This is a genomic window from Sphingomonas sp., assembly GCA_019635535.1.
In the GTDB taxonomy this organism is placed as follows: Bacteria; Pseudomonadota; Alphaproteobacteria; order Sphingomonadales; family Sphingomonadaceae; genus Allosphingosinicella.
The window spans coordinates 306,174-331,435 of the sequence record JAHBZH010000001.1; the positions used below are offsets into that span (position 1 = coordinate 306,174).

Annotated in this window: 25 protein-coding genes; 13 read left to right on the forward strand and 12 right to left on the reverse strand. The window is 68.7% G+C overall.

The window, feature by feature from the left end:
* Positions 1–20: 20 nt before the first annotated feature.
* A complete protein-coding gene (locus KF780_01620) occupies positions 21–3,014 on the reverse strand; it encodes a TonB-dependent receptor (GenBank protein MBX3560485.1) in 2,994 nt (997 codons plus the stop codon).
* 318 nt (positions 3,015–3,332) lie between these two features.
* Here KF780_01620 and KF780_01625 point away from each other — a divergent pair, with 318 nt between their 5' ends.
* The gene (locus KF780_01625; GenBank protein ID MBX3560486.1) at positions 3,333–3,863 is read left to right on the forward strand and encodes a hypothetical protein; all 531 of its coding nucleotides are present in this window, start codon (positions 3,333–3,335) and stop codon (positions 3,861–3,863) included.
* A 3-nt stretch (positions 3,864–3,866) separates the two neighbouring features.
* Here the strand turns inward: KF780_01625 and KF780_01630 are convergent, their stop codons facing one another.
* From KF780_01630 to KF780_01645, 4 genes are read right to left on the reverse strand one after another with little or no spacing between them, the layout of a single operon-like run.
* The gene (locus KF780_01630) at positions 3,867–4,691 is read right to left on the reverse strand and encodes a M23 family metallopeptidase (protein MBX3560487.1); all 825 of its coding nucleotides are present in this window, start codon (positions 4,689–4,691) and stop codon (positions 3,867–3,869) included.
* Positions 4,691–5,920, reverse strand: coding sequence for an aspartyl/asparaginyl beta-hydroxylase domain-containing protein (locus KF780_01635; protein ID MBX3560488.1), 1,230 nt, complete (start codon positions 5,918–5,920; stop codon positions 4,691–4,693). The genes KF780_01630 and KF780_01635 overlap by 1 nt, the downstream gene beginning before the upstream one ends.
* On the reverse strand, positions 5,920–6,120 hold the full coding sequence (locus KF780_01640; protein ID MBX3560489.1) for a DUF2093 domain-containing protein: 201 nt from the start codon (positions 6,118–6,120) through the stop codon (positions 5,920–5,922). Before KF780_01640 ends, KF780_01635 begins: the two co-directional genes overlap by 1 nt.
* Positions 6,121–6,133: 13 nt before the next feature.
* Positions 6,134–7,507 carry an exodeoxyribonuclease VII large subunit gene (locus tag KF780_01645; GenBank protein ID MBX3560490.1) on the reverse strand — a complete coding sequence of 458 codons (1,374 nt, stop codon included), beginning with the start codon at positions 7,505–7,507 and terminating at the stop codon, positions 6,134–6,136.
* Between KF780_01645 and purD the strand changes: the two genes are divergently transcribed.
* From purD to KF780_01660, 3 genes are all read left to right on the forward strand, one after another.
* Positions 7,506–8,783, forward strand: coding sequence for a phosphoribosylamine--glycine ligase (gene purD / locus KF780_01650; GenBank protein ID MBX3560491.1), 1,278 nt, complete (start codon positions 7,506–7,508; stop codon positions 8,781–8,783). The genes KF780_01645 and purD overlap by 2 nt on opposite strands.
* 40 nt (positions 8,784–8,823) lie before the next feature.
* Positions 8,824–9,147, forward strand: a complete 324-nt coding sequence (locus KF780_01655) for a hypothetical protein (GenBank protein MBX3560492.1) — start codon at positions 8,824–8,826, stop codon at positions 9,145–9,147.
* A gap of 231 nt (positions 9,148–9,378) precedes the next feature.
* Positions 9,379–9,900, forward strand: coding sequence for a hypothetical protein (locus tag KF780_01660; GenBank protein ID MBX3560493.1), 522 nt, complete (start codon positions 9,379–9,381; stop codon positions 9,898–9,900).
* Between the two features lie 10 nt (positions 9,901–9,910).
* Here KF780_01660 and KF780_01665 read toward each other — a convergent pair whose 3' ends face one another.
* A complete protein-coding gene (locus KF780_01665; GenBank protein ID MBX3560494.1) occupies positions 9,911–11,236 on the reverse strand; it encodes an HlyC/CorC family transporter in 1,326 nt (441 codons plus the stop codon).
* Positions 11,237–11,377: 141 nt separating this feature from the next.
* Here KF780_01665 and KF780_01670 point away from each other — a divergent pair, with 141 nt between their 5' ends.
* On the forward strand, positions 11,378–12,046 hold the full coding sequence (locus KF780_01670; protein MBX3560495.1) for an OmpA family protein: 669 nt from the start codon (positions 11,378–11,380) through the stop codon (positions 12,044–12,046).
* Here KF780_01670 and KF780_01675 read toward each other — a convergent pair.
* Positions 12,043–12,498 (reverse strand): nucleoside deaminase, encoded by a 456-nt coding sequence (locus KF780_01675; GenBank protein MBX3560496.1) that lies wholly within the window; start codon positions 12,496–12,498, stop codon positions 12,043–12,045. The two genes, KF780_01670 and KF780_01675, sit on opposite strands and share 4 nt — an antisense overlap.
* Before the next feature lie 44 nt (positions 12,499–12,542).
* The gene (locus tag KF780_01680; GenBank protein ID MBX3560497.1) at positions 12,543–12,794 is read right to left on the reverse strand and encodes a hypothetical protein; all 252 of its coding nucleotides are present in this window, start codon (positions 12,792–12,794) and stop codon (positions 12,543–12,545) included.
* Positions 12,795–12,968: 174 nt separating this feature from the next.
* Between KF780_01680 and rpmB the strand changes: the two genes are divergently transcribed.
* Positions 12,969–13,259: a 50S ribosomal protein L28 gene (gene rpmB / locus KF780_01685; GenBank protein ID MBX3560498.1), complete on the forward strand. Its 291-nt coding sequence runs from the start codon at positions 12,969–12,971 to the stop codon at positions 13,257–13,259.
* A 27-nt stretch (positions 13,260–13,286) separates the two neighbouring features.
* On the opposite strand, the gene KF780_01690 is transcribed toward rpmB, so the two are convergent.
* On the reverse strand, positions 13,287–14,285 hold the full coding sequence (locus KF780_01690; GenBank protein MBX3560499.1) for an esterase-like activity of phytase family protein: 999 nt from the start codon (positions 14,283–14,285) through the stop codon (positions 13,287–13,289).
* A gap of 132 nt (positions 14,286–14,417) precedes the next feature.
* On the opposite strand from KF780_01690, the gene KF780_01695 reads away from it, so the two are divergent.
* Entirely contained in the window at positions 14,418–14,813 is a 396-nt protein-coding gene (locus KF780_01695; GenBank protein MBX3560500.1) for a glycine zipper 2TM domain-containing protein, read from the forward strand.
* Positions 14,814–14,899: 86 nt separating this feature from the next.
* Here the strand turns inward: KF780_01695 and cobT are convergent, their stop codons facing one another.
* The 3 genes from cobT to KF780_01710 form a co-directional block, all read right to left on the reverse strand.
* Positions 14,900–16,726, reverse strand: coding sequence for a cobaltochelatase subunit CobT (cobT, locus tag KF780_01700; protein ID MBX3560501.1), 1,827 nt, complete (start codon positions 16,724–16,726; stop codon positions 14,900–14,902).
* Between the two features lie 137 nt (positions 16,727–16,863).
* Complete coding sequence (gene cobS / locus KF780_01705; GenBank protein MBX3560502.1) at positions 16,864–17,868, reverse strand: cobaltochelatase subunit CobS; 1,005 nt, start codon at positions 17,866–17,868, stop codon at positions 16,864–16,866.
* 20 nt (positions 17,869–17,888) lie between these two features.
* The gene (locus tag KF780_01710; GenBank protein ID MBX3560503.1) at positions 17,889–18,476 is read right to left on the reverse strand and encodes a J domain-containing protein; all 588 of its coding nucleotides are present in this window, start codon (positions 18,474–18,476) and stop codon (positions 17,889–17,891) included.
* A 40-nt stretch (positions 18,477–18,516) separates the two neighbouring features.
* Between KF780_01710 and KF780_01715 the strand changes: the two genes are divergently transcribed.
* The 6 genes from KF780_01715 (at position 18,517) to KF780_01740 (ending at position 25,107) form a co-directional block, all read left to right on the forward strand.
* Complete coding sequence (locus KF780_01715; protein ID MBX3560504.1) at positions 18,517–18,801, forward strand: BolA family transcriptional regulator; 285 nt, start codon at positions 18,517–18,519, stop codon at positions 18,799–18,801.
* Positions 18,802–19,659: 858 nt separating this feature from the next.
* Positions 19,660–20,559: a pirin family protein gene (locus KF780_01720; protein ID MBX3560505.1), complete on the forward strand. Its 900-nt coding sequence runs from the start codon at positions 19,660–19,662 to the stop codon at positions 20,557–20,559.
* Entirely contained in the window at positions 20,556–21,452 is an 897-nt protein-coding gene (locus tag KF780_01725) for an alpha/beta hydrolase (GenBank protein ID MBX3560506.1), read from the forward strand. Before KF780_01720 ends, KF780_01725 begins: the two co-directional genes overlap by 4 nt.
* A 19-nt stretch (positions 21,453–21,471) precedes the next feature.
* A complete protein-coding gene (nusB, locus tag KF780_01730) occupies positions 21,472–21,927 on the forward strand; it encodes a transcription antitermination factor NusB (protein ID MBX3560507.1) in 456 nt (151 codons plus the stop codon).
* On the forward strand, positions 21,924–22,865 hold the full coding sequence (gene thiL / locus KF780_01735; GenBank protein MBX3560508.1) for a thiamine-phosphate kinase: 942 nt from the start codon (positions 21,924–21,926) through the stop codon (positions 22,863–22,865). The genes nusB and thiL overlap by 4 nt, the downstream gene beginning before the upstream one ends.
* 112 nt (positions 22,866–22,977) lie before the next feature.
* Positions 22,978–25,107 (forward strand): sodium-translocating pyrophosphatase, encoded by a 2,130-nt coding sequence (locus tag KF780_01740; GenBank protein ID MBX3560509.1) that lies wholly within the window; start codon positions 22,978–22,980, stop codon positions 25,105–25,107.
* Positions 25,108–25,262 lie beyond the last annotated feature (155 nt).

Here is a 25,262-nt window from a genome sequence, read left to right on the forward strand (position 1 = left end):
GCCTGTCTTCCGGCCAGCGGTTAGAAGCGCAGGCTCGCGGAGACGAAGAAGTCCCGTCCGATCACGTCATAGACGCCGGGATAGGTGTTGGCCTGCTCCTGGTTGTCGCCGATGATCGGCGGCGTCTTGTCGAACAGATTGTTGACGCCCAGGTTCAGCGTGAGATTGTCGTTCACGTTGAACGCGAAGGCCAGGTCGAACAGGTCGTAGCTGCCGATCCGCTCGACGATGAAGTCGGTGGTGTCGTCGTCGTCGCGCACCGAGCCGACATGCCGCCAGCGGAAGCTGGTGGTCATCGGACCGTCCATCCACGACAGGCGGCTCGACCACTTCCACTTCGGCGTCGGATTGCCGCAGTTCAGGCCGAAGCGACCGGCGCACTGGACGATCTCGTCCGGCAGGTCGGTCAGCGGCGTGAAGTTGTTGTCCCAGGAATAATTGCCCAGGAAGAAGAAGCTCAGCCGCGAGCCGCCGGAGCCCAGCAGGCTGGCGTTGAGCGGCAGGCTGTAGTCGATCTGGAAGTCGATGCCCTCGGTGCGGAAGGCCGACAGGTTGGCGTTGGTCGCAGTAACGATGTTCGGCGGCCCCGAGATGATGCCCTGCGCGTCGCGGGAGATCAGGCTGCAGATGCCGCTGCTCGCGTCCTGAACGACATTGTAGCAGAAGTTCAGGATGCTGTTCACGCCGCCGCCGGCCGCCGCGATCGCGTTCTCGATCGTGATCTTGTACCAGTCGACCGTGACGTTGAGGCGCGGAATGAAGCTCGGCCGCAGCACGACGCCCGCCGTCCAGGTGTCGGAGACTTCTTCCTCGAGGTTCGGGTTGCCGCCGAACACGCCCTGGATCTGGGCGTTGGGCTGAAGGAAGGCCTGACCCACGTTGGACGCCGGCACGCCGGTGGCGATGCAGAGCGCGCGGATCGTCGCATCGGTCGCCGCCGAGGCGAGGGCGCACGGATCGGTCGCCGGCGGGAAGCCCACCGCCTGGCCGCCGAACAGCTCGCCGACGTTCGGCGCGCGGACGGCGCGCTGATACTGGCCGCGGAAGGTGATGTCCCGGATCGGGGCGAACTCGGCGCCGGCCGCATAGGCCCACACGCCGCCGACATTGGCCAGCGAATAGTCCGAGTAACGGGCCGCGCCGCTCAGCTCGAACCGGTGGATGAAGCCGTCCTGGACGATCGGGATGCGAACCTCGCCGAACACTTCCTTGGCGTCATAGCTGCCCTCGGTCGGCTGGCCGGCGTTGAAGCCGACCACGTCGCCCGACGACAAAGCCGTGTCGGGGATGAACCGGCCCGACATCGACCGCCACTCGACGCCCGCCGCGAAGGCGACCGGATCGGTGGCCGAGCCGAAGGTGAAGAGCGGGCCCGAAATGCTGGCCTGCGCCACCTGCAGCTGCGAGATGTCCTGGTTTTGCGCCAGGATCGAGATCGCGTCCTGGCACTCGGGGCTGAGCTGCCCCTCGCCGAACACGTTGCAGGTGCCGTCCGCCGCCAGCCGGGTGAAGGCCGAGCGCGACACGTTGCCGAGCTGGACCGACGCGTTCCGCGTGCGGGCGAACATGTAATAGACGTCGTAGGTCAGCGTGTCGGTCAGGTTGCCGCGCACGCCGGCCAGCACGCGGAAGGCGTTGCGGTCGTCGGTGACGTTGCGCGACGCGATGCCGGTGGTGCGGGTGTTGGTCTGGAGCCGCACGAAGCCCGGCTGGAGCGGCCCGAACGTGGCCGTGCCGGCGGTGAAGCCGCCATAGGGGTTCGCGCAGATCGGCACGCCGTCGCCATCGACGCCGCACGCCGCCGCCGCCGCGATGGCGGCCTGCTGGTTGGCGGCGATCTGCGTGAGCTGGGCGAAATCGGCCGCCGAGACCAGGCCCTGGATGGCGGCCAGCTCGAAGTCGACATTCTGCGTGATCGGCGTCGCCGCGAGCTCGTTGGCCACGCGGTTGTTGATGTAGTTCACCTCGGCATAGGCGTTGATGCCCTCGGCGATCTCATATTCGCCATAGCCGCCGAGCATCCAGCGCTCCTGCGGGACCATCAGATAGTTGGCCGGAGCGTAATTGTAGCTGTCGGTGACGCCGTTATAGGGCGTGCTGGTGCCCGGCGTGCCGAAGAAAGCGCCGCCGCCCGGATAGTTGGTGCCCTCGGCGATCGAGAAGCAGCCGGCGTTGCGCGGCGGATTGCCGGTGCCGCCGCAGCTCGCGCCGGCGCCGATCGCGAGTGTGCTCGCCGCCACGAAGCGGCCCTGCGGGACGCCGGCGGAGCCGAGCGGGATCAGGCTGGTGTCGCCGTCGCCGAGCGCGAAGAACGAGAAGTCTCGGTCGGCCTGCATGATCTGGCCGCGATTGAAATATTCGGCGAACACCGCGACGTTGCCGCGGCCGTCGGCGAACTGGGTGCCGATCGCGACATAGGCGTTGTAGCGGCGGCCGTCGCCTTCCTCGGTGATGCTGTACTGGCCGCCCATGAGGATGCCGTCGAGATCGCGGCGCAGGCGGAAGTTGGTGACGCCCGCGAGCGCGTCCGAACCGTAGACCGCCGAGGCGCCGCCGGTGACGACGTCGACGCTGTCGATCAGGAACTGCGGAATGGTGTTGAGGTCGACCGTCTGCGCGGTATCGAAGAAGATGTAGCGGCGGCCGTTGACCAGGACGAGGTTACGCTGCGAGCCGAGGCCGCGCAGGTTGAGCGTGGCGACGCCGCCGCCCGGATTGTTCGAGAAGGAGTTGGCGCCGGGGATCACCTGCGGCAGGGTGTTGATCACCTGCTCGACGTTGACCGCGCCGGACAGCGTGAACTCTTCGTCGCTCACCACCGCCAGCGGGCTGGTGGAGGTGAGGTCGCGGCGCGCGATGCGCGAACCGGTGATGACGATCGCCTCGCCGCTTTCGGCTCCGGTTTCCGAAGATACAGGCGGCTGGTCGTCCTGCGCGAAAGCCGGCGTGGCGATCGCGGCCGCGCCCATCAGCAGCGTCGATGTGAGCAGGCGCTGACGAAGAATCGTCTTCATGTATAATCCCCTAGCAACGGCGGCTAACCGCCTAGATGAAATCGGTCGGACGGCGCCCGTTTTCCCGGGTCGTTCCTCCAGCCGACAACAAACCAAAAAACGGCACGACGGCCGTTTTCAGCGGTCCGTTTAAGACAGCTGACGAAAGTAAGGCAATCACCCTTTACTTTCGTTAGGTGAGTTCTGGGCTGGCTGTAGCAAAAAGGACACAATGGCCCTGCGGCGCGCGCGGCGCGGCGCGGGCATCGGCCTTGCCACCGCGCCGCGCGAACCGCTAACGTCCGCAGGCAACCCTTCCCGGATGAATGTGGAGTCCCCATGCGCCTCATGCCCCTCGCCGCCGCGTTCGCCGCCATCGCATCCGCCGCGCCGGCCACGGCCCAGGACGCGGCGCGCGATCGTCCGGAAATCGTCGATCGGCTCCTCGCCTGTCGCGCGCTCGAAGCTCCGGAAGCGCGGCTGGCCTGCTTCGATCGCGAGGTCGCCGCGTTCGAGGCGGCGCAGGCGGCGAACCAGCTCGTCGTGATGGATCGCGATCAGGTGCGCCGCACCCGGCGCACATTGTTCGGCCTCGTTCTGCCGGATCTCGGCATCTTCGGCGACGACAATCGCGGGCCGGAGGCGGCGGTCTCGGAGATCGAGACGACGATTCGCAGCGCGGCCCAGAACACGCTCGGCAAGTGGATCATCGTCCTTGAGGACGGCGCGCGCTGGATCCAGACCGACACCCGCGATCCGGCGCGCGATCCGCGTGCGGGCATGCCGATCCGCATCCGTCGCGCCGCGATGGGCTCCTATCTCGCCAATATCGACGGGCAGACCGCGATCCGCGTCCGCCGCGAACGCTAGGCGCTATCGCCCCATCGCGCCGGCGGCGGCCTGCGGATCGAGCCGGGCGCCGTTCCAGACGAGGCTCCAGTGGAGATGCGGTCCGGTCGCCCGGCCCGTCGCGCCGACCGTGCCGATCGGCTGGCCCTGGCGCACCGCGTCGCCCTCGCGCACGTCGGCGCGCGCCAGGTGCAGGAAGGCGCTGCTCAGGCCCAGGCCGTGATCGATGATGACCAGATTGCCTTCCAGGCTGAAGGCGGGGGGCGGGGCCAGCACGACCACGCCGTCGGCCGGCGCGACGACCGTGGCACCGGCGCCGGCGGCGACGTCCGTGCCGCTGTGATAGGCGGCGGGTACGCCGCCGCGATAGATGCGCTGCGAACCGAAAACGCCGCTGATTCGTCCCTGCGCGGGCCAGATCATCCGCTGGCTCCAGCCCTGCGCGTCGGTCCGCCGTGCCCGCGCCGCCGCGATTCGCGCCAGCTCGCTTTCGCGGAGGCGCTGATATTCCGGGGTCGGCCCGCCGGACGGGCGCGCCATATTGATCCGCTGAATCGGCCAGCCGCGTGGGGCGACCCGCAATATCTCCACCACCTCGCGCCCGCCCTCGAGCCGGGCGACCAGTCGCGCCGTCTCGCCCGCGTCGCGGTCGATGCCGAGCAGAAAGCGGCCGTCCGCCGCGAACGGCACCTCGCGGCCGTCGAGCGCGAGCGACACCGTGCCCTCCGGCACATTGGCGCGCAACAGCGCGCCCTGGCGCGGCTCGCCGAGGATCCGGAAGGACTGGGCGTGCGCCGCGCCGGCCAGCGCGAGGGCGCACAAGGCCATCGAAAGGGCCGGCGCGCGCATCAGCCGAGAATGCGGACGGCCGCCCGCTCGGCTTCGCTCAGCAGCGGGTTCCAGGTGTCGAGGATCAGGATCGCGCGCGGACGGTCGCTGTCGTTCCAGGCCTCATGCTCGATCGTGTCGTCGAACGCCCAGGCCTCGCCGGCCTTCCATTCGCGGGTTTCCGCGCCGACCCGGAAGCCGCAGCCGTCCGGCACGACCAGCGGCAGGTGGACGGTGGTGCGGGCATTGGCCGAGCCGGTGTGCGGCGGGATGCGCGTGCGCGGCTCCAGGATCGAGAACATCACGGTCGGCGCCTTGCCGGGCACGTCGAGCAGCGGCAGCGTGTCGAGCAGCGCCGCAGTTGCCGGGCAGCGCGCGCAATTCTCCTCCTGCCGCACGCCGTCCTTCCAGAAGAACCAGGCGCTCCAGCGCGGCGAATGGTTGAGCTCCTGCCACTGGTTGACCGGCTGGGTCGGGTCGAAGGCGACATAGGGGCGGAAGCCGTCATTGCCTTCGTCCCACAGCGACAGCAGGTCGCGGGTGATCTCCTCCGTCCCCGCCTCAAGCCGGGGGAACCAGTCGAACAGTGCGCGGTCGAAGAATTCGATCGCCGGCAGATAGGGGAAATGGCCGTCGGTCGGCTGCTGCTGATAGACTTTCCGCCGGCCGAGGCGCTGCTCCGCATAGGCGCGGGCGCGGCTGAGATCGGCAGCCGGAAAAGCGGCGAAGAGATTGGCGAGCGGTCCCTCGATCTTGCGCGCGCGCCGTTCGTCGTCGGCCCGCACGATCGCGCGCCCTTCCTCCAGCGCATGGCGGATCGAGTCGGGAAGCCGCGCCGGGTCCGGCGTGGCGGCGAACAGCGCGCGGTAGACCTCCGCGCTTTCCGCCGTGCGGCCCAGGCGATGCAGCGCCTGCGCCTTCTGGAGCAGCGCCGGCATCATATAGGGATCGAGCGCCAGCGCCCGGTCGAGGCTGGCGATCTCGCGCGCCGCATCGCCGGCGGCGCGGTGGGCGATGGCGAGGTTGAGCCAGAGCGGCGGTGCGGCGGCATCGGCTGCGGTCGCCTGCTCGAAGCTGCGGATCGCGCCGGCCGCGTCGCCGGCGCCCAGCGCCACCAGCCCCAGCGCATTGAGCGCACCGGCATGGCCCGGCTCGGCCGCGACCGCGGTTTCGAGCAGCCGGCGCGCTTCGGCCGCATCGCCCCGGCGCCGCGCGTCGTTGGCGCGTGCCAGCAGCTCGGCGGCGCGCATCAATCCTTGCCTTCGGCCTGCACCGAAGCCTCGGCGGAGACATAGGCCTCCTGCCGCTCGACGCTCCAGTAGCGCAGTTCGGCGAGCGGGATGGACTGGCCCGTCACCGCGCAGACGACATGGTCGCCGGGCACGAGCATCCGGTAGCTGCCGGGCAGATAATGGAGGCGGGCCGGCCGGCCCTTGTTCGACATCAGCATGGCATCTTCCCAATCACAACAGCTTGGGCTGATCAAGCTTGCCGGACGCCGAAGCGCCCTTTCGGGACGATGGCGGTCCGCCCTCGCCGGCCAGCGCGTCGATCTCGGCGTCCTGGAATTTGAGCCGCAGCGCGCGCGCCTGGCGGGCGGCGGCGGCGGAGGTCAGGACGTGGCCGTCCTTGTCCCTGACCAGCGCATAGCCGCGCTTGAGCGGCAATTCGGGATGCGCCGCCTCGGCGATGCGCCAGAGCGCCGCCAGCCGCTCGCGCGCCCTGCGGTGCGCGGCCTGGAGCAGGCCCGGCCGCAGCGCGCCGGCGGCATGGCCCAATTCGCCGCGCGCCCGGTCGATCCGCCCACGCAGGCCCCGCGGCAGCCGTTCGGCCAGCTCGTCCACCCGCTGGCGCTGGGGCGCGAGCAGTTCCTCGCGCGCCGGCCAGTGGCGCAGCAGCGCCTGGAGCTGCTCGCCGCCCCGCTCGGCGGTCCGCCGCGCCATGCGCTCGGCCCGCCCTCCCAGCTCGCGCACCTGCGCGGCCAGCTCGGCGCGCACCGGCACGGCCAGTTCGGCGGCGGCGGTCGGCGTCGGCGCGCGCCTGTCGGCGGCGAAATCGCACAGGGTCGTGTCGGTCTCGTGGCCGACGGCGGAGATGGTCGGAATCGCCGAGCCCGCGACGGCGCGCACCACGATCTCCTCGTTGAACGCCCACAGATCCTCGATCGAGCCGCCGCCGCGCGCGACGATGATGAGGTCCGGCGGCTCCGCCAGCGCGTTCAGCCCCCGCACCGCCGCCGCGACCTTCTCCGCCGCCCCCTCGCCCTGCACCGGCACGGGCCAGAGCAGCACATGGGTCGGGAAGCGATCCTCCAGCCGGTGGAGGATGTCGCGGATCACCGCCCCGGTCGGCGAGGTGACGACGCCGATCCTGCGCGGCGCGAAGGGCAGCCGCCGCTTGCGCCCCTCGTCGAACAGCCCCTCTGCCGCCAGCGCCTGCCGGCGCTTCTCGAGCAGCGCCATCAGCGCGCCCTGCCCGGCCAGCTCCAGCCGCTCGACGACGATCTGGTAGCGCGAGCGGGCCGGATAGGTGGTGAGCTTGCCGGTCGCGACCACCTCGATCCCGTCCTCCGGCTGGAAGCGCAGGCTCCCCGCCTGCCCGCGCCAGATCACCGCGTCGATATTGGCGCTCTCGTCCTTCAGCGTGAAATAGCAATGGCCGGAGGCGACGCGCTTGAAACCGGAAATCTCGCCGCGCACCCGGACATGGGCGAACGCACCCTCCACCGTGCGCTTCAGCGCGGACGACAGCTCCGATACCGAAAGGGCCGGCGCGTTGTCGCCCGGCGCCTCGCTTGCTAGGAGCCCCGCGTCGTCGGGAAGGAAATCGTCGTTCATGAATGTTTTGCTCATCGGTTCAGGCGGACGCGAACATGCGCTCGCGTGGAAGCTTGCGCAATCGCCGCTGCTCGGCAAGCTCCATGCCGCGCCGGGCAATCCGGGCATCGCCGGGGAAGCGGAGCTGGCCGCGCTCGATCCCGCCGATCATCGCGCGGTGATCGATTTCTGCCGCCGCCAGTCGATCGACCTGGTCGTTGTCGGCCCGGAAGCGCCCCTGGTCGATGGCCTCGCCGACAACCTCCGGGCGATCGGCCTGCCGGTCTTCGGTCCGAACCGGATCCCCGCCCAGCTCGAAGGCTCGAAAGGCTTCACCAAGGATCTGTGCGCCAGGCACGGTATCCCGACCGCCGGCTATGTCCGCGTCACCGACCGGCTGGCGGCGGAAGCGGCGCTGGGCGATTTCGGCCTGCCGGTCGTCATCAAAGCGGACGGGCTCGCCGCCGGCAAGGGGGTGATCATCGCAACCACGCCGGAAGAGACCGAAGCCGCGCTCGACACGATGTTCGACGGCACGTTCGGCGCGGCCGGCGCGGAGCTGGTGATCGAGGAGTATATGACCGGCGAGGAGGTCAGTTTCTTCGCGCTCGTGGATGGCGAGACCGTCCTCCCCTTCGGCTCGGCGCAGGATCACAAGCGCGTCGGCGACGGCGATACCGGCCCCAATACCGGCGGCATGGGCGCCTACAGCCCCGCCGCCATCTTCACGCCCGATCTGGAGACGCGCGTGATGGACGAGATCGTCCGGCCGACCGCCCGCGCATTGGTTGAGGCGGGCACGCCCTATTCGGGTATCCTCTATGCCGGCCTGATGCTGACGCCCGATGGGCCGAAGCTCATCGAATACAACGCCCGTTTCGGCGATCCCGAATGTCAGGTGCTGATGCTGCGGCTGGAGAGCGACCTGCTCCAGCTCATGCTCGCCACCGCCAATGGCGAACTCGCCGCCGCGCCGCCGCCCCGCTTTTCCGACGATGCGGCGCTGACCGTGGTGATGGCGGCGAACGGCTATCCTGGCACGCCGGAGAAAGGCGGGGCGATCGACGGCATCGCGGCGGCCGAAGCGAACGGCGCCAAGGTCTTTCATGCCGGCACGGCGCTCGCGGACGACAGGCTCGTCGCCAATGGCGGGCGTGTGCTCAACGTCACCGCCTCGGGCAGGATGGTGCCGGAAGCGCAGGCCGCCGCCTATGAAGCCGTCGATGCGATCGATTTTCCCACCGGCTTCTGCCGCCGCGACATCGGCTGGCGCGAGGTCGCGCGGCTGAAGGGCTGACATGGCCGGGCGTTCAGGGATATTGTGACGGACGCGAACGTTGGGGAAGACGATGCCGGCCTGGGGCAAGTTTCTGATCGGACTCGCGGCGGCGCTCGCCGCCGGCTGGGCGAGCCACGGGCCGCTCGGCCATGGCGCGGCCTTCGTCGACAATCTGCAAGCACAGGGTGATGCCGTGCTTGCGCGGACGGAAGTGCCGGGCGTCGCCGTCCGCTTCGATCGCGATCCGCTACGCCGCCGGGCGATCCTGTCCGGTCCCGCCGACGATTTCCAGCGCGAGGGTCAGGGCCAGTTTCCCGGCATCAACGACCGGATCGCGGCCATTCCCGGCGCCGCCGGCTTCCGTTGGGAGAATGAACCATGATCCCGCTGCTCGTCGAAACCTGGCTGCTCGTCGCCATCGCCTATCTGCTCGGCGTCGGCGTCGGCTGGATCCTGTTCCGGCCGAAGCGCGAGAGCTTCCTGTGAGGCCCCGCATATGCTGACCCTCGCCCAATCCAATCTCCCGCTGCTCGCCGTCGCTTTCGTCATCGGTCTCGCCACCGGCTGGTGGATGTGCCGCCGCCGCAAGCCCAAATAGGAAAGCCTGCCTGTCATGACCTTCGACACCACCACGATCGGCATCGTCCTCGCCGTCCTCGCCGTCCTCGTCGTCGGCTTCCTGGTGATGCGCCCGAAAAAGCCGGCGCCGCGCGTCGAGCGGCGCGAGAGCGAACCCTATGTCGCCGCCACCGATCGCCCCTATGTGAAGGCGAAGGTCGCGGACGGCGGCGAGGGCGATGCGGTCACCGACAGCGCCGCCGCCGCCACCGCCGACGTGGCGGGCGAGGTGCTCGGCGTCGATGCCCATCGCGAGCTGCCCGGCGCTTCGGGCGCGCCCGACGATCTCGGCAAGCTCAAGGGCGTCGGCCCGAAGCTCATCGCCCGCCTCCACGAGCTCGGCGTCAACCGCTTCGACCAGCTCGCCGGCATGAACGCGGCCGAGCTCGCCCATCTCGACGACCGGCTCGGGCCGTTCAAGGGCCGCCTCGCCCGCGACCGCGTCGCCGAGCAGGCCGACTATCTCGCCCGGGGCGACATCGACGGTTTCGAGGAGAAGTTCGGCAAGCTGGGCTGATCTGCTCCCGTCACTCCGCGCGGCGGCCGCGCGGCGATGGCGTGGCGAGCAGCTTGTCGATCTTGCGCCCGTCCATGTCGACGATTTCGAAGCGCCAGCCGCCGAAGGCGAAGCGTTCGCCCACTTCCGGCAGGTGCTTGAGCACCGCCAGCGCCAGGCCGGCCGCCGTCGCATAATCGCGGTCCTCCGGCAGGCGCAGGCCGAGCTGGTCGGCGAGCATGTCGGCGGCGACCGAGCCGGACACCCACCAGCTTCCGTCGTCGCGCTCGACGAGCGGCGGATCGGTGTCCTCGTCCTGGTCGGAGGCGAAGGCGCCGGCCAGCGCGCCGAGCAGGTCGGCCGGCGTCACCAGCCCTTCGAAATGGCCATATTCGTCATGGACGAAGGCCATCGGCACCTCGGCCTCGCGCAGCACGTTCAGCGTGTCCATCGCGTCCATCTGGTCGGGCACGACCGGCGCGGCGCGCATCAGCGCACGCAGGTCGAGAGGGCGGCCCGCGATGAAGGCGGTGACGATGTCGCGCGCCTGGACGACGCCGACCAGATTGTCCACCGAGCCTTCCGCCACCGGCAGCCGGCTGTGCGGCATCGCAAGCAGCGCGGCGCGCACCGCATCCGCGTCGGCATCGGCGTCGATCCAGTCCACCTCGGTGCGCGGCGTCATCACCTCGCGCGTCGGCCGGTCGGCGAGCCGCACCACGCCGGAGATGATCGCCCGCTCGCTTTCCTCCAGCAGCCCCGCCGTCGTCGCCTCGGCGACGACCATATGCAGGTCCTCGGCGGTGACATGATCGGATGATTCGCGCTTGAGCCGGAGCAGGCGGAAGACGAGGCCGGTGGTGCGGTCGAGCAGCCAGACGAACGGCGCCGTTATCCGGGACAGATAGTGCATCGGCAGCGCGATGACGCAGGCGATCGGCTCGGGCGTGCGCAGCGCGAACTGCTTGGGCACCAGCTCGCCGATCACCAGCGAGGCATAGGTGACGAGGATGATGACGGTCGCAAAGCCCAGCGTCTGCGCGGTGGCCGGATCGACGCCGAGCAGCGCGATGCGCTGCCCGATCGGACCGCCCAGGCTGGCGCCGGAATAGGCGCCGTTCAGGATGCCGACCAAGGTGATGCCGATCTGCACGGTGGACAGGAAGCGCCCCGGATCGGCGGCGAGATCGAGCGCGGCCTGAGCGCCGGGCCGCCCGCGCTTGGCCATCGCCTTCAGCCGGGCGCGGCGCGCGGAGACGATCGCCAGCTCGGACATGGCGAACACGCCGTTCACCGCCACCAGCAGGGCGATGACGAGAACATCCAGCCAGGGGAAGGGATCGAGGGGCGCGGACATGGCCTGTCCGCCATGTGTAGCCGCAACGCTTTCGGTTGCACAACAGGTTCGTGAGTTCCGATTCAAGCCGGATGCGGAACAAGCGCGCCCTTACGGCGGTTATCCAGCCGTCCAACGACCATCCTGCCAAGGGGATTTTGCATGACCAGTAGGCTTTTCACCGCCGCCGCGGCCACCGCCGCCTTGCTTGCCACCACCGCCTGCATTTCCGACCCGAACACGGGCGAGCAGCGCGTCTCGCGCGCCGCGATCGGCGCCGGCGCGGGCGCGATCGGCGGCTATCTGCTCGGCGATCTGATCGGCGGCCGGCGCGACCGCACCGAGCGCATCATCGGCACCGGCGTCGGCGCGCTCGCCGGCGGCGCGATCGGCGCCTATATGGATCGGCAGGAGCAGGAACTCAGGCGCCGCACCGCCGGCACCGGCATCGAGGTGGAACGCCAGGGCGACGAGCTGGTCCTGCACCTGCCCGCCGCCGTCACCTTCCCGATCAACCGCTACGACATCCAGCCGCAATTCCGCGCAACGCTCGATGACGTGGCCCGCACGCTCGCCGATTATCCGCAGACCCTGGTCGATGTGTACGGTCACACCGATCCTTCGGGCGGCGATGCGATCAACATTCCGCTGTCGCAGAACCGCGCCCGCGCGGTCGCCGACTATCTCGCTTTGCGGGGCGTCAACCAGGCCCGCATCGCCTCGCAGGGCTTCGGCTCGTCGCGGCCGCTGCCGGGCAACATGAACCGGACCGAGTCCGAACGTCAGGCCAATCGCCGCGTCGAGATCCGGGTGGTACCGTTGACGGCCTAGTCCCGCCGCGCCCGGAAAAAGTCCCGCAACATCGCCCCGGCCTCGGCCTCGCCGATGCCGGGGTAGATTTCGGGCGCGTGGTGGCAGGTCGGCTGCGCGAACAGGCGCGGGCCGTGCAGCACGGCGCCGCCCTTGGGGTCGCCCGCGCCGAAATAGAGCCGGCCGATCCGGGCCAGCGCGATCGCGCCGGCGCACATCGCGCAAGGCTCCAGCGTCACCCACAGGTCGCATTCGTCGAGCCGCGAGGTGCCGAGCGCGTCGCCGGCGGCGCGCAGCGCGACCATCTCGGCATGGGCGGTGGGATCGGACGCGTCGCGCATCCGGTTGCGCGCGACCGCGACCACCTCGTCGCCGCGCGTCACCACCGCGCCCACCGGCACCTCGCCAGCGCGCGCGGCGGCGGCGGCCTCGGCCAGCGCCAGGCGCATCGGTTCGGGCAGCGGAAAGCTCATGGCTCCGCTGCTAGCGGCCCTGCGCCTCCCGCGAAAGTCCGGCTTTACTGGGCGTTCGTCTCGGCCGGCGCCTGGGCGTTGCCGTCGGTGACGGTGATGCTGGGAATGCCGACCTGGCGATTCTCGATCCGGATCGATGGCAGCTGGACGTTGGCCGGCGTCGTGCCGACCTCGATGTCCTTGGTTTCCAGCGAGATGCTGTTGCCCTGCGGGCGCAGGTTGACCATGCCGGTCATCACCAGCGCGATGGCGATGACAAGCACCAGGACGATGAGCAGCAAAAGGGTCCGCAGCATGAAATCCTCCCATTGCGGGCATGAGCTTTGCCGATGAACGAAAAGGCGCCCCTTTGGTTGCCGGGCCGCAACGAAAGCGAAACGCCCCTAGGCGGTTGACGAATCTCCCCATGCCATCTATCTGCGCCCCGCTTTGAAGGGGTCTTTCGGGCCCGATTCCAGGAAGAGATCGACATGTCGCGCATTTGCGAGCTGACCGGCAAGGGCCGGCTGGTGGGCAACAATGTTTCCCACGCCAACAACAAGACCAAGCGCACGTTCCTGCCGAACCTGCAGAACGTGACCCTGATCTCGGACGCGCTCGCCCGGGGCGTGAAGCTGCGCGTGTCGATGAACGGCCTGCGCTCGGTCGAGCATGTCGGCGGCCTCGACAATTGGCTGGCCAAGACCTCGGACGAGAAGCTGAGCCTCAAGGCCCGCCGCCTGAAGCGCGAGATCGCCAAGAAGCAGGCCGAAGCCGCCTGAGCTTTCGCGCGGTGACGGCGCCCGCCGTCACTCGGCCAGCTCGAATTCCAGCAGCAGGGTGCGCTGGAAGCCCATGAAATTGTCGTCGGAGGCGATGCGCACGATCGTGCGCCCGCCTTCGCGCGCCACGCTCAGCGCCTCCAGATTGTCGGTGGTCAGCGGCCGGGCGAATCGCGCCAGCTCGCGCCCCTCGATCGTCGTCCCCCGCCGCCGGTCCGGCATCTCCGCGATCGTCAGCACCGCCGGAAAGCGGCCGAGGCCCGCCCGCCGGTTGAGGATCAGCAGGCGGCCGTCGGGCAATTGCGCCGCGTCGGTCGCCCGGTAGCCCGGCACCCGGCGATATCGCCCGGGCAGCGCGTTCGTACCCGCCATGGCCGGATCGCCGTCGAACAAGGCGATGCGGCTATGATCATCCCCGCCGCCTTCCTCGATCGCCAGGAAGCGCCCGTCCGCCAGCCGCACCAGCGTTTCGGGCCCGCTGTTGCGCCCCCAGTCGCGCATCGCCGCCGGTCGCGCGAAAGCTTCCAGCCGCCAGTCGGAGCGCCGGTGGCGCGCGATCAGGTTGTGCCGCTCGAACGCCACCCAGGCTTGGTCCCCGTGCACCGCCAATGCCTCGGTGTCCCGATCGCGCTTGCGCAACGCGGATGCATGGCCGAGCGGCAGCGCGATCACCCGCACCCGCGCCGGCCCCGCGCCGGGCAGCGGGAACAGCAGCACGTCGCCCGAATCGCTGATCGCAATCACCTGGCCGCCTTCGACATGCATCGCCGAAATCCCGCCGAGGCGCGGCTGATCGCTGGCCAGCGCCCAGCCCCGCCGGAAGATCAGGCCGCCGACGCGCCGCTGCGCCGGATCGTCCGGGTTCAGCGCGACCGGCACAGCGAACAGCCGTCCTTCGGCGGTCTCGGTGCGCTCGGACAGCGGTTCGGGCGCGATGAAGGTGGTCAGCGCGAAGAAGCCCGCCAGCAGCCCGAGCAGCCGCCATGCCTTGGGCGGTCCACGCCGTTCGTTCAGAAAAGTCGCCACTTTTATGAACAATTCCTGTCGGGTGCATTCAGCGCCGGATCAACGCGGGGATGCGAAAAGGCCGTCATGTCATCGACGGACCGCCTCCCGAATCGGGGCCGGCGGCCGGAGATGCGGAAGGAGGAAGATACCATGTTCAAGAAGCTCGCACTCTCCACCGCCGTCGCCGCCACGGCCCTCACCGCCCTGCCCGCCGCCGCGCAGGCGCAGAGCCGTCACGGTTACTACGACAGCCGCGGCTACGACTATCGCAACTATGACCGGCGCTACGACAATCGGCGCTATCAGAACAACCGCTACGACAGCCGGGCTTACTATGCCGGCCGTTACGACAATCGTCGCTACCACAATTATTACGGGCAGCAGCGCTGCGGCGGCGACACCGGCACGATCATCGGCGCCATCGCCGGCGGCCTGCTCGGCAGCCAGGTGGCGGGCCGGGGCGATCGCACTATCGGCGCCCTGATCGGCGGCGCGGCCGGCGCGCTGGCCGGCAACGCGATCGACAAGAGCGATTGCCGCCGCTGACGCTGACCCTCAACCCCAGGTCGTCCTCCTGTTGCGTAACGAGGACGGGGCCGGTCGCCCGAAAGGGCGGCCGGCCTTCTTATTACTCAGGGCTTGTCGAACAGGCTGGCGAGCTGCTCGATCATCGTCCCGCCGAGCTGCTCGGCGTCCATGATCGTCACGGCGCGGCTGTAATAGCGCGTCACGTCATGGCCGATGCCGATCGCGACCAGCTCGACCGGCGAGCGCGCCTCGATCCAGCCGATCACCTGCCGCAGATGCCGCTCCAGATAGGTGCCGGAATTCACGCTCAGCGTCGAATCGTCGACCGGCGCGCCGTCGGAGATGACCATCAGAATCTTGCGGTCCTCGGCCCGCCCGATCAGCCGCTCGTGCGCCCAGAGCAAGGCCTCGCCGTCGATATTCTCCTTGAGCAGCCCCTCGCGCATCATCAGCCCGAGATTCCGGCGCGCATGCCGCCAGGGCTCATCCGCCCGCTTGTAGACGATGTGGCGCAGGTCGTTGAGCCGGCCCGGCTGCGGCGGCCGCCCGTCGGTCAGCCATTTCTCGCGGCTCTGGCCGCCCTTCCACGCCCGCGTCGTGAAGCCCAGTATCTCGACCTTGACGCCGACCCGCTCCAGCGTGCGCGCCAATATGTCGGCGCTGATCGCGGCGATCGAGATCGGCCGCCCGCGCATCGATCCCGAATTGTCGATGAGCAAAGTGACGATCGTGTCGCGAAACGCGGTGTCCTTCTCGACCTTGTAGGACAAGGAGAACATCGGATTGACCACGACCCGCGCCAGCCGCGCGACGTCGAGCAGCCCTTCCTCCTGATCGAAATCCCAGGACCGCGACTGCTGCGCCATCAGCCGGCGCTGCAAGCGGTTGGCGAGCTTGGTCACGGCGCCCTGCAAATGGGTGAGCTGCTGGTCCAGATAGGCGCGCAGTCGCCCCAGCTCCTCCTCGTCGCAGAGCGCATTCGCCTCGACCACCTCGTCATATTGGGTGGTGAAGACCCGATAGTCGAATTGCGGCGCCAGATCGGACAAGGGCCGGTTGGGCCGGAACGGCATCATGCCTTCCTCGCCGTCCTCGCCCATCCCCTCGGCGGCGTCGGACATCTCCTGCTCGGACCAGTCGCTTTCGGATTCCTCGCCCGATTCCTCCTGCTCGCCCCGGATCTCGGCCTCGCCTTGGCCGGAGGCGCCGTCGTCCTCATTCTCCTGGTCGTCGTCGCCGCCTTCCGACTGGTCCTCGCCTTCGCCTTCGTCGCCCTCGTCCGGTTCGGCCGGCGCTTCGGGATCGCCCTCGACCAGCTCGAGATCGCGCAGCAATTTCCCGACCAGGTCCGCGAACGCCGCCTGATCGTCGAGCGCGAGGCCGAGCGCGTCGAGCTGCGCGCCGGCCTTCTCCTCGATCCAGTCGGACACCAGCGCCAGCCCCTCGCGCGCTTCCTCCGGCACCGGCTCGCCGGTCAGCCGCGCGCGCACCATCAGCCCGACGGCGGAGCCCAACGGCACCTCCTCCCGGTTGCGCGCGCGCACCAGCGGATCGGTCCGCAGCCGCAGCCGCGCCAGGCTGGCAAGATTGCCGCGCACGCCGGCCATGCTCCGCGCCCCCAGCGCCTCGCAGCGCGCCTGCTCGGCCGCGTCGAACACGGCCCGCGCCACCTCGTCGCCCGGCGCCCCTTTGGCGTGCAGCTTCGCATTGTGATGCCTGAGGCGCAGCGCCGCCGCGTCGGCAAAGCCCCGCGCCTCGGCCACCTCGGCGGCGGGCAGCCCCCGCCCCGGCATCGGCGCGCGCACGGCCTTGCCCGACGCGCTCGGCGCATCGGTCGTGAAGCTCAACTCCACCTCCCCGTCCGCCGCGATCGCCCGCGTCGCCCCGGCCAGCGCCTGGCGGAAAACTTCGAGGGGATTTTCTTCGGCCACCTAATTCCTCCCCGGAACGGGGAGGGGGACCGTGGCGCGCAGCGGCATGGTGGAGGGGTCGGCACGGTTTCGGAGGCAGCACGGCCCCTCCACCGGCCTGCGGCCGGTCCCCCTCCCCGTTCCGGGGAGGAATGGACTCATGCCTTCCCCACCACGCTTTCCGGCAAGTCCTTGCCGAACACGCGCTGATAATATTCCGCCACGACCGGCCGCTCCGCCTCGTCGCACTTGTTGAGGAAAGACAGGCGGAACGCGAAGCCGACATCGTCGAAGATCAGGGCGTTCTGCGCCCAGGAGATGACGGTGCGCGGACTCATCACGGTGGAGATGTCGCCGTTGACGAAGCCGCGCCGGGTCAGTTCGGCGACCTTGATCATCCGCTCGACCTCTTCGCGGCCGCCCTCATGGTCGTATTCGCCGGACTTGGCGAGGACGATCCGCGCCTCGGTCGCGGCCGGCAGGTAGTTCAGCGTCACCACGATGTTCCAGCGGTCCATCTGGCCCTGGTTGATCTGCTGCGTGCCGTGATAGAGCCCGGTCGTGTCGCCCAGCCCGACCGTGTTCGTCGTCGCGAACAGCCGGAAATAGGGATGGGGGCGTATCACCCGGTTCTGGTCGAGCAGGGTCAGCTTGCCCTCCGCCTCCAGCACGCGCTGGATCACGAACATCACGTCCGGCCGCCCGGCATCATATTCGTCGAAGACGAGCGCGGTCGGCGTCTGCAATGCCCAGGGCAGCAGCCCTTCGCGGAATTCCGTCACCTGCTGCCCGTCCTTCAGCACGATCGCGTCGCGCCCGATCAGGTCGATACGGCTGATATGGGCGTCGAGGTTGATCCGGATCAGCGGCCAGTTCAGCCGCGCCGCGACCTGCTCGACATGGGTGGATTTGCCGGTGCCGTGATAGCCCTGGATCATCACCCGGCGGTTCTTGGAAAAGCCCGCGCAGATCGCCAGCGTCGTGTCCGGATCGAAGACATAGGCGGGGTCAAGATCCGGCACCCGCTCGTCGGCTTCGGAGAAGGCCGGAACCTCCATGTCGCTGTCCACGCCGAACAGCTCGCGCACCTTCGCCATCTTGTCGGGCGCGTCCATCACGGTCGCGGCGCGGCTGTCGGGATTGGTGTTGGGAATGTCTGCCATGGTCTGTCTCGAATGAAATGTCAGGCGAAGGCCGGGCGGCTCTTGAGCGCCGTATAAGCCTCGATGGTCTGCTGCAATGCCTTCTCGTGGGTCCGGTCCCCGCCATTACGGTCGGGATGATAGCGCCGCACGAGCTCCGAATAACGCCGGCGCAGGTCCATGCGGTCCGCGTCCATCTCAAGACCCAGCGTGCGCAGATGCTTGCGGTCGCCGTCGCTGAGCGGCCTGCCGTCCTTGCGCTCCCGTGGCTGCATCGCCTGGAAGCGCGCCCCGATCGCATCCAGCGGATCGGCGAAATCGGCCCATCTGGGCGGCCGGTCGGCCCCGCCGGTGACGAAGGCCCGCGTCTCCCGGTCCCAGCCGCCATAGGGGTTCTGCGCGTCGGCGATCTCGTCCGGCGTCATGCCGTCGAACCAGTTATAGCCGCTGTTGAATTCCCGGACATGATCGAGGCACAGCCAGCGCCACTCGCCCGGCCCGTCGAATCCCGGACGCACTGCCCCGGGCGCGCGGAACTCGCCGGGCGCGTCGCAGCCGGGATGCGCGCAATGCTTGGCGCGTCCCTCGACCCGCCCGTGAAACTGCTCTCTCCTGTTCGAACTCGCCAACCCGACTGCCTTTCCCAATCGACCTCACTATATAGGGCCAATGACCGACACATTCACCGGCCCCGTCGCCGCCGAAATCGAGAAGCGCCTGCGCGCCGCCCTGAATCCCACCCGCCTCGCCGTCATCAACGATTCGGACAAGCATCGCGGCCATGCCGGCCATGACGGCTCCGGCGAAAGCCATTTCACCGTCGAGGTCGAGGCGGTGCAATTCGCCGCCATGACCCGCCTCGCCCGCCAGCGCGCCGTCAACGCCGCGCTGGGCGATCTGATGCAGGAGCGGGTTCACGCGCTGGCGATCCGCGCGACGGCGCCGGGGGAGTAGCTGCGGTAACGATCGTTATAGGTGGAAAGCGGCCCTGAATCCCCCTCCCTTGCAGGGAGGGGAGACAATGACCGCAACGGGTCGAAAGCGGGCATTGCTCCGCAAATGGTATTGCTGCACTCTTTGCAGGTGAACATCTCTTACACTGCCATTGCCATCTTCGGCTCCATCATTGCGGTGACTTCCGGATGCACTGGCACGCAGGAAAATGTTGAGCGTGCGTGCACTCCTCCTCCAACCGAATGGGGGGAGCCACATAATTTTGGAGGACTTCCACGGCTAATTAACCGGGTAGCTGTGGATAGAAACGGCGCTATTTACTGGAACGGTCGACAGTCCAGCTTACGACAGGTGTCGGATTATTTCGACATCATTATCTCAATGAGACCAGAGCCTACAGTATTTCTGGAAACTGAAATGGGTGCGCCTTGCGCCACGGTCGAGACACTCCGGGCGGAGATGGCTCGACGACTGGAATGTGACAGGACGCACATCTGCGACGAAGGCATCATGAGCATTTGGGAAGCCATTCCTGATCCGCCAGGTCGGCCGCCTTCCTAGCGTCTGTTTACGGCCTACATTTCTGCAATAGGTCGAAAGCAGCCCCGCCCCCTACTTCCAATGTAGGAAACCCTCTGTCACGCTCGCCCCGAATCGGGGTTTCGGCCCCGGCTCGCCGGCTCTTTGAATTGTCCGTCTCACGCGTAAAAATCTCGCGGCCCACCATCGCGCATATGGGTGAAGATGCTGAAGTTCCGCACCGACGCCCACCGATCTTGGACTGACTTTTGACTGACTTTTGAACTGCCCGCAGCCACTTCGCTTCGCTTCGTACGCGATCCGGCGTAGGATGCCGCCATGACCGACACTCTCTTCGAGCAGACGCTCACCCCCACCACCCACGATCTCGGCGGCTTCAAGGTCCACCGGACGCTTCCGCACCGCGAACGCACCACGATCGGCCCCTTCATCTTCTTCGATCAGATGGGGCCGGCCCACCTCGCGCCCGGCACCGGCATCGACGTGCGCCCGCATCCGCACATCAACCTGGCCACCGTCACCTATCTTTTCGCCGGCGCGATGGACCATCGCGATTCACTCGGCACCTTCGCGACGATCGAGCCGGGCGCGGTCAACCTGATGACCGCCGGCAAGGGCATTACCCATAGCGAACGCTCGCCCGCCGCGATCCGCGCCGACGGCCCGGAACTGTCCGGCATCCAGACCTGGATCGCCCTGCCCAGCGCCAAGGAGGAGATCGATCCGGCCTTCGAGCATGTGGCGAAGGCCGATCTGCCGGTGGTCGAGGGCGGCGGCGCCACCGCCCGGGTCGTGATGGGCAGCTTGTGGGGCGCGACTTCGCCGGTCACGCAGCACAGCCCGATCATCTATGCCGACATCCATCTCGAGGCGGGCGGCGCGATGCCGATCGATCCGGAAGCCGATGAACGGGCCATCTATCTCGCGGAAGGCGAGGCCTGGCTGGACGGCATGGAGCTGGAGCCGGCCATGCTCTACGTGCTGCGGCCCGGCATCTCCGCCACCCTGCGCTCGGCCGGCGGGGCCCATGTGATGCTGTGCGGCGGCGCGCCTTTGGACGGCCCGCGCCACGTTTTCTGGAATTTCGTCTCCTCCCGCCGCGAGAGGATCAACCAGGCCAAGGAGGACTGGAAAGCCGGCCGCTTCACCCTCCCGCCCGACGACAAGGACGAGTTCATCCCGCTCCCCGAGGTGCCCAAGACAGTGAGCTATCCGTGACCCTTTCGGAGGCCCGCCTCGCTTTGCCCACGGGCGTCACGCTCAACGTCCAGACCGGCGGCGCGCGCGGCGGGGAGCCGATCCTCTTCCTGCACGGCTTCCCGGAATCGCACCGCACCTGGCGCGCGGTCGCGCCGGCGCTGGCGGCGGACCATTTCATCGTCGCCCCCGACCAGCGCGGCTTCGGCGCCTCGGACAGGCCGGAAGGCGTCGAGGCCTATGCGACCGATCGCATCCTCGAGGATCTGATCGCATTGGCCGACGCGCTGGCGCTGGAGCGCTTCACCCTGGTCGGCCACGACTGGGGCGGCGCCGTCGCCTGGCTCGCGGCGCTCCGCCATCCCGACCGGCTGAAGTGCCTGGTGATCGTCAATTCGCCCCATCCTTTGGTCTTCCAGAAGTCGCTGATCGAGGACGAGGCCCAGCGCGCTGCCTCGCAATATATGAACGCCTTCCGCAACCCCGCGATGGAGCAGGGCATCGCGGCGATGGGGCTGGAAACCTTCTTCGACAAGAGCTTCGGCGGCCACACCGATCTCACCGCCATCCCGCCGGACGAGCGCGCCCATTACCTCGCCGATTGGTCGCAGCCCGGCGCACTGACCGCCATGCTGAACTGGTATCGCGCCAGCAGCATCGTTGTGCCGGCACCCGGTGAGGCGGCAGAACTGCCCGCTTGGACAAAAGCGCCTTTCCCGAGCATCACCATGCCCACGCTCGTCATCTGGGGTCTAAAGGACAAGGCGTTGCTGCCGGTCCAGCTCGACGGCCTCGACGCACTGGTCGAGGATCTGCGCATCGCCGCTACGCCGGAGGCCGGCCACTTCATTCCCTGGGAACATCCGGACTTCGTGGTCGCCGCGATCCGGGATTTCATTGCCGAGACAGGTTAGCGACCCTATGGCGCGCGGCATGGCCACCACTCCGAAACGCTCGCGGTCGCGCTCCGCCGCCCGCCTCGCCGCCGTGCAGGCGCTCTATCAGCAGGAGATGGAGGGCACGCCGCTCGCCGCCCTCCTCCACGAGTTCCACCATCACCGCCTTGGGCAGCGGATCGACGATGTCGAATATGCCGATGCCGAGGTGGATTTCTTCGACGACGTGGTGGCCGGCGTCGATGCCCGCCGCGAGGAGCTGGACGGCCTGATCGCGGGCAAGCTCGCCGATGGTTGGTCGCTCGCCCGGCTGGACAAGCCGATGAAGGCGATCCTGCGCGCCGGCGCCTATGAGATCGCCGCGCGCGCCGACGTGCCGGTCGGCACTGCGATCAGCGAATATGTCGATGTCGCCAAGGCTTTCTACGACGCCCGCGAATCCGGCTTCGTCAACGGCCTCCTCGACGCCATCGCGAAAGAGGTGCGGCCATAGACGAAGCCGCCTTCATCGCCGCCCTGCGCGCGCTGGCCGATCATCCGGCGGCGCGGGAGCTTGCCGACGATGCGGCGGTGCTGGAAGTGGGCGGCACCAGCCTCGTGCTCACCCACGACATGATCGTCGAGGGCGTCCACTATCTCGCCTCCGATCCGCCCGGGGACGTGGCGTGGAAGCTGGTCGCGGTGAACCTCTCCGATCTCGCCGCCAAGGGCGCGCGGCCGGTCGGCGCGCTGCTCGGCTATGCGCTGGGCGAGGGCGAATGGGATGCCGCCTTCGCCAAAGGTCTCGGCACTGCGCTCGCCGCTTTCGGCCTGCCGCTGCTCGGCGGCGACACGGTGGCGATGCCGGCGGGCGCTCCGCGCGCTATGGGCCTCACCGCACTCGGTGAGGCGAAGATCGCTCCCTCCCGTGCCGGCGCCAAGCCCGGCGACCTGATCTGGGCCAGCGGCGCGATCGGCGATGCCGGAGCGGGTCTCGGTCTGCTCCGGCAGGGCAAGACCGAGCCCGCCGCCTTGATCGAGCGCTACCGCAATCCCCGCCCCCGGCTGGAGGCGGGCCAGCGCCTCGCGCCGCTGGTCACGGCGATGATGGACGTCTCGGACGGCCTGCTGATCGATGCCGGGCGGATGGCGGCGGCGAGCGGCTGCGCGCTGGCGATCGAGCTCGACGCCGTGCCGCTGTCGCGGGATTATCTCGATCATGCCGGCGGCGATCGCGCCGCGCGCCTGAAGGCGGCGACCGCCGGCGACGATTACGAGCTGCTGTTCGCCGCGCCCGAGGGCAAGGCGGCCGCCATCCTCGCGCTCGCCGAGGAGATCGGCCTGTCGCTGTGCCGGATCGGGCGGTGCGAGGCCGGCGCGGGCCTGTCCCTGCGCGATGCCGCCGGGCCGGTGCCGCTGCCCGCCAGGACCGGCTTCGAGCATGGCCGCTAGGGTCCCGATTCCGCCCGTCGCGCGGGCGGTTGCAACGCCTCTCCTTCCCACCTAGGCTCCGCGCCGCGCGCTTCCCTAAGGCGCCAACGATTCCACAGGGGGAAGGACTTTCATGAACGTCGTGCTCATCGCGATAGGCTGCGGGCTTGTCGCCGTACTCTACGGTATTCTCACCTCGATGCAGGTGCTGCGGGCCTCGGCCGGCAACGAGCGCATGGTCGCCGTCGCCGGCGCGATCCAGGAAGGCGCCAAGGCCTATCTCGGCCGGCAATATACCACGATCGGCATTGTCGGCATCCTCGTCGCCGTGCTGGTCGGCTATTTCCTCGGCACGACGGCCGCGACCGGCTTCGTGGTCGGCGCGATCCTGTCGGGCGCGGCGGGCTATATCGGCATGAACATCTCGGTGCGCGCCAATGTCCGCACCGCGGAGGCCGCGCGCACCAGCCTGCAGAGCGGCCTCACCGTCGCCTTCCGGGCCGGCGCGATCACCGGCATGCTTGTCGCGGGCCTCGCCTTGCTCGCCATCTCGGCCTTCTTCTACGTCCTCGTCGGCACGCAGGGGAATGCGCCCAACGACCGGGTCGTGATCGACGCGCTCGTCGCGCTCGCCTTCGGCGCCTCGCTCATCTCGATCTTCGCGCGCCTTGGCGGCGGCATCTTCACCAAGGCCGCCGATGTCGGCGCCGATCTGGTCGGCAAGGTCGAGGCCGGCATTCCGGAGGACGATCCCCGCAACCCGGCCGTGATCGCCGACAATGTCGGCGACAATGTCGGCGATTGCGCCGGCATGGCCGCCGACCTGTTCGAAACCTATGTCGTCACGGTCGGCGCCACGATGGTGCTGATCGCCCTGCTCGTCGCCACGGGTGCGGAGCAGATGCTGGCGCTGATGAGCCTGCCGCTGATCATCGGCGGCGTGTGCATCCTGACCTCGATCATCGGCACCTATTTCGTCCGGCTCGGCAAGGGCCAGTCGATCATGGGCGCGCTCTACAAGGGCTTCTGGCTCACCGCGGTCCTTTCGGTCCCGGCGATCTGGTACGTGACCCAGCAGACGCTCGGCGACATGAGCGCCGTCATCGGCGGCGCAGCCGGCGATGCGGGCAGCTTCACCGGCTGGGATCTGTTCTATGCGATGCTCGTCGGTCTCGGCGTCACCGGGCTGATCGTGTGGATCACCGAATATTATACCGGCACCAATTATCGCCCGGTGAAATCGATCGCCAAATCCTCGGAGACCGGCCATGGCACCAACGTCATCCAGGGCCTGGCGATCAGCCTGGAATCGACCGCTCTGCCCACGCTCGTCATCTGCGTCGGCATCATCCTGTCCTATCAGTTCGCCGGCCTGATCGGCATCGGCTTCGCCGCCACGGCGATGCTGGCGCTGGCCGGCATGGTCGTCGCGCTTGACGCCTATGGGCCGGTCACCGACAATGCCGGCGGCATCGCCGAAATGTCGGGCATGGAGGATGACGTGCGCACCCGCACCGACGCCCTCGATGCGGTGGGCAACACGACGAAGGCGGTGACCAAGGGCTATGCGATCGGCTCGGCAGGTCTCGCCGCCCTGGTGCTGTTCAGCGCCTATACGACGGATCTGCGCCTGTTCGCGGGTGATCTCGGCGTCGCTTATGCCGACATCGATTTCACTCTGGCCAATCCCTATGTGATCGTCGGCCTGCTGCTCGGCGCGCTGCTCCCCTATCTGTTCGGAGCGATGGGTATGACCGCCGTTGGCCGCGCGGGCGGCGCGGTGGTCGAGGAGGTGCGTGGCCAGTTCCGCGACAATCCGGGTATCATGGAAGGCACGTCGCGGCCCGATTATGCCCGCACCGTCGATCTCGTCACCAAGGCGGCGATCAAGGAGATGATCGTCCCGTCGCTGCTGCCGGTGTTCGCCCCGATCCTGGTCTTCTTCGTCGTGCGCGGCGTGGCGGGACCGGAGCAGGGCTTCGCGGCCCTCGGCGCATTGCTGATCGGCGTCATCGTCTCCGGTCTGTTCGTCGCCATCTCGATGACCTCGGGCGGCGGTGCCTGGGACAATGCCAAGAAGTATATCGAGGACGGCAATCATGGCGGCAAGGGCTCGGAAGCCCACAAGGCCGCCGTCACCGGCGACACGGTAGGCGATCCCTACAAGGATACGGCCGGTCCGGCGGTGAACCCGATGATCAAGATCACCAACATCGTCGCGCTGCTTCTGCTCGCGGCGCTGGCCGGACACGGCGCCGGCTGATTTTCACATGATCGGGCATGGAAGGCCCCGCCCGGCTTGCCGGGCGGGGCCTTTTCTTTGCTTTCGCCTTGCTTTCGATCCGACTCGGGTCCTACCTTGCGACTGGCTTCGATAGTGTTGGGGGGCATCGATGTTCGGGAGATTCTTGGCTACAT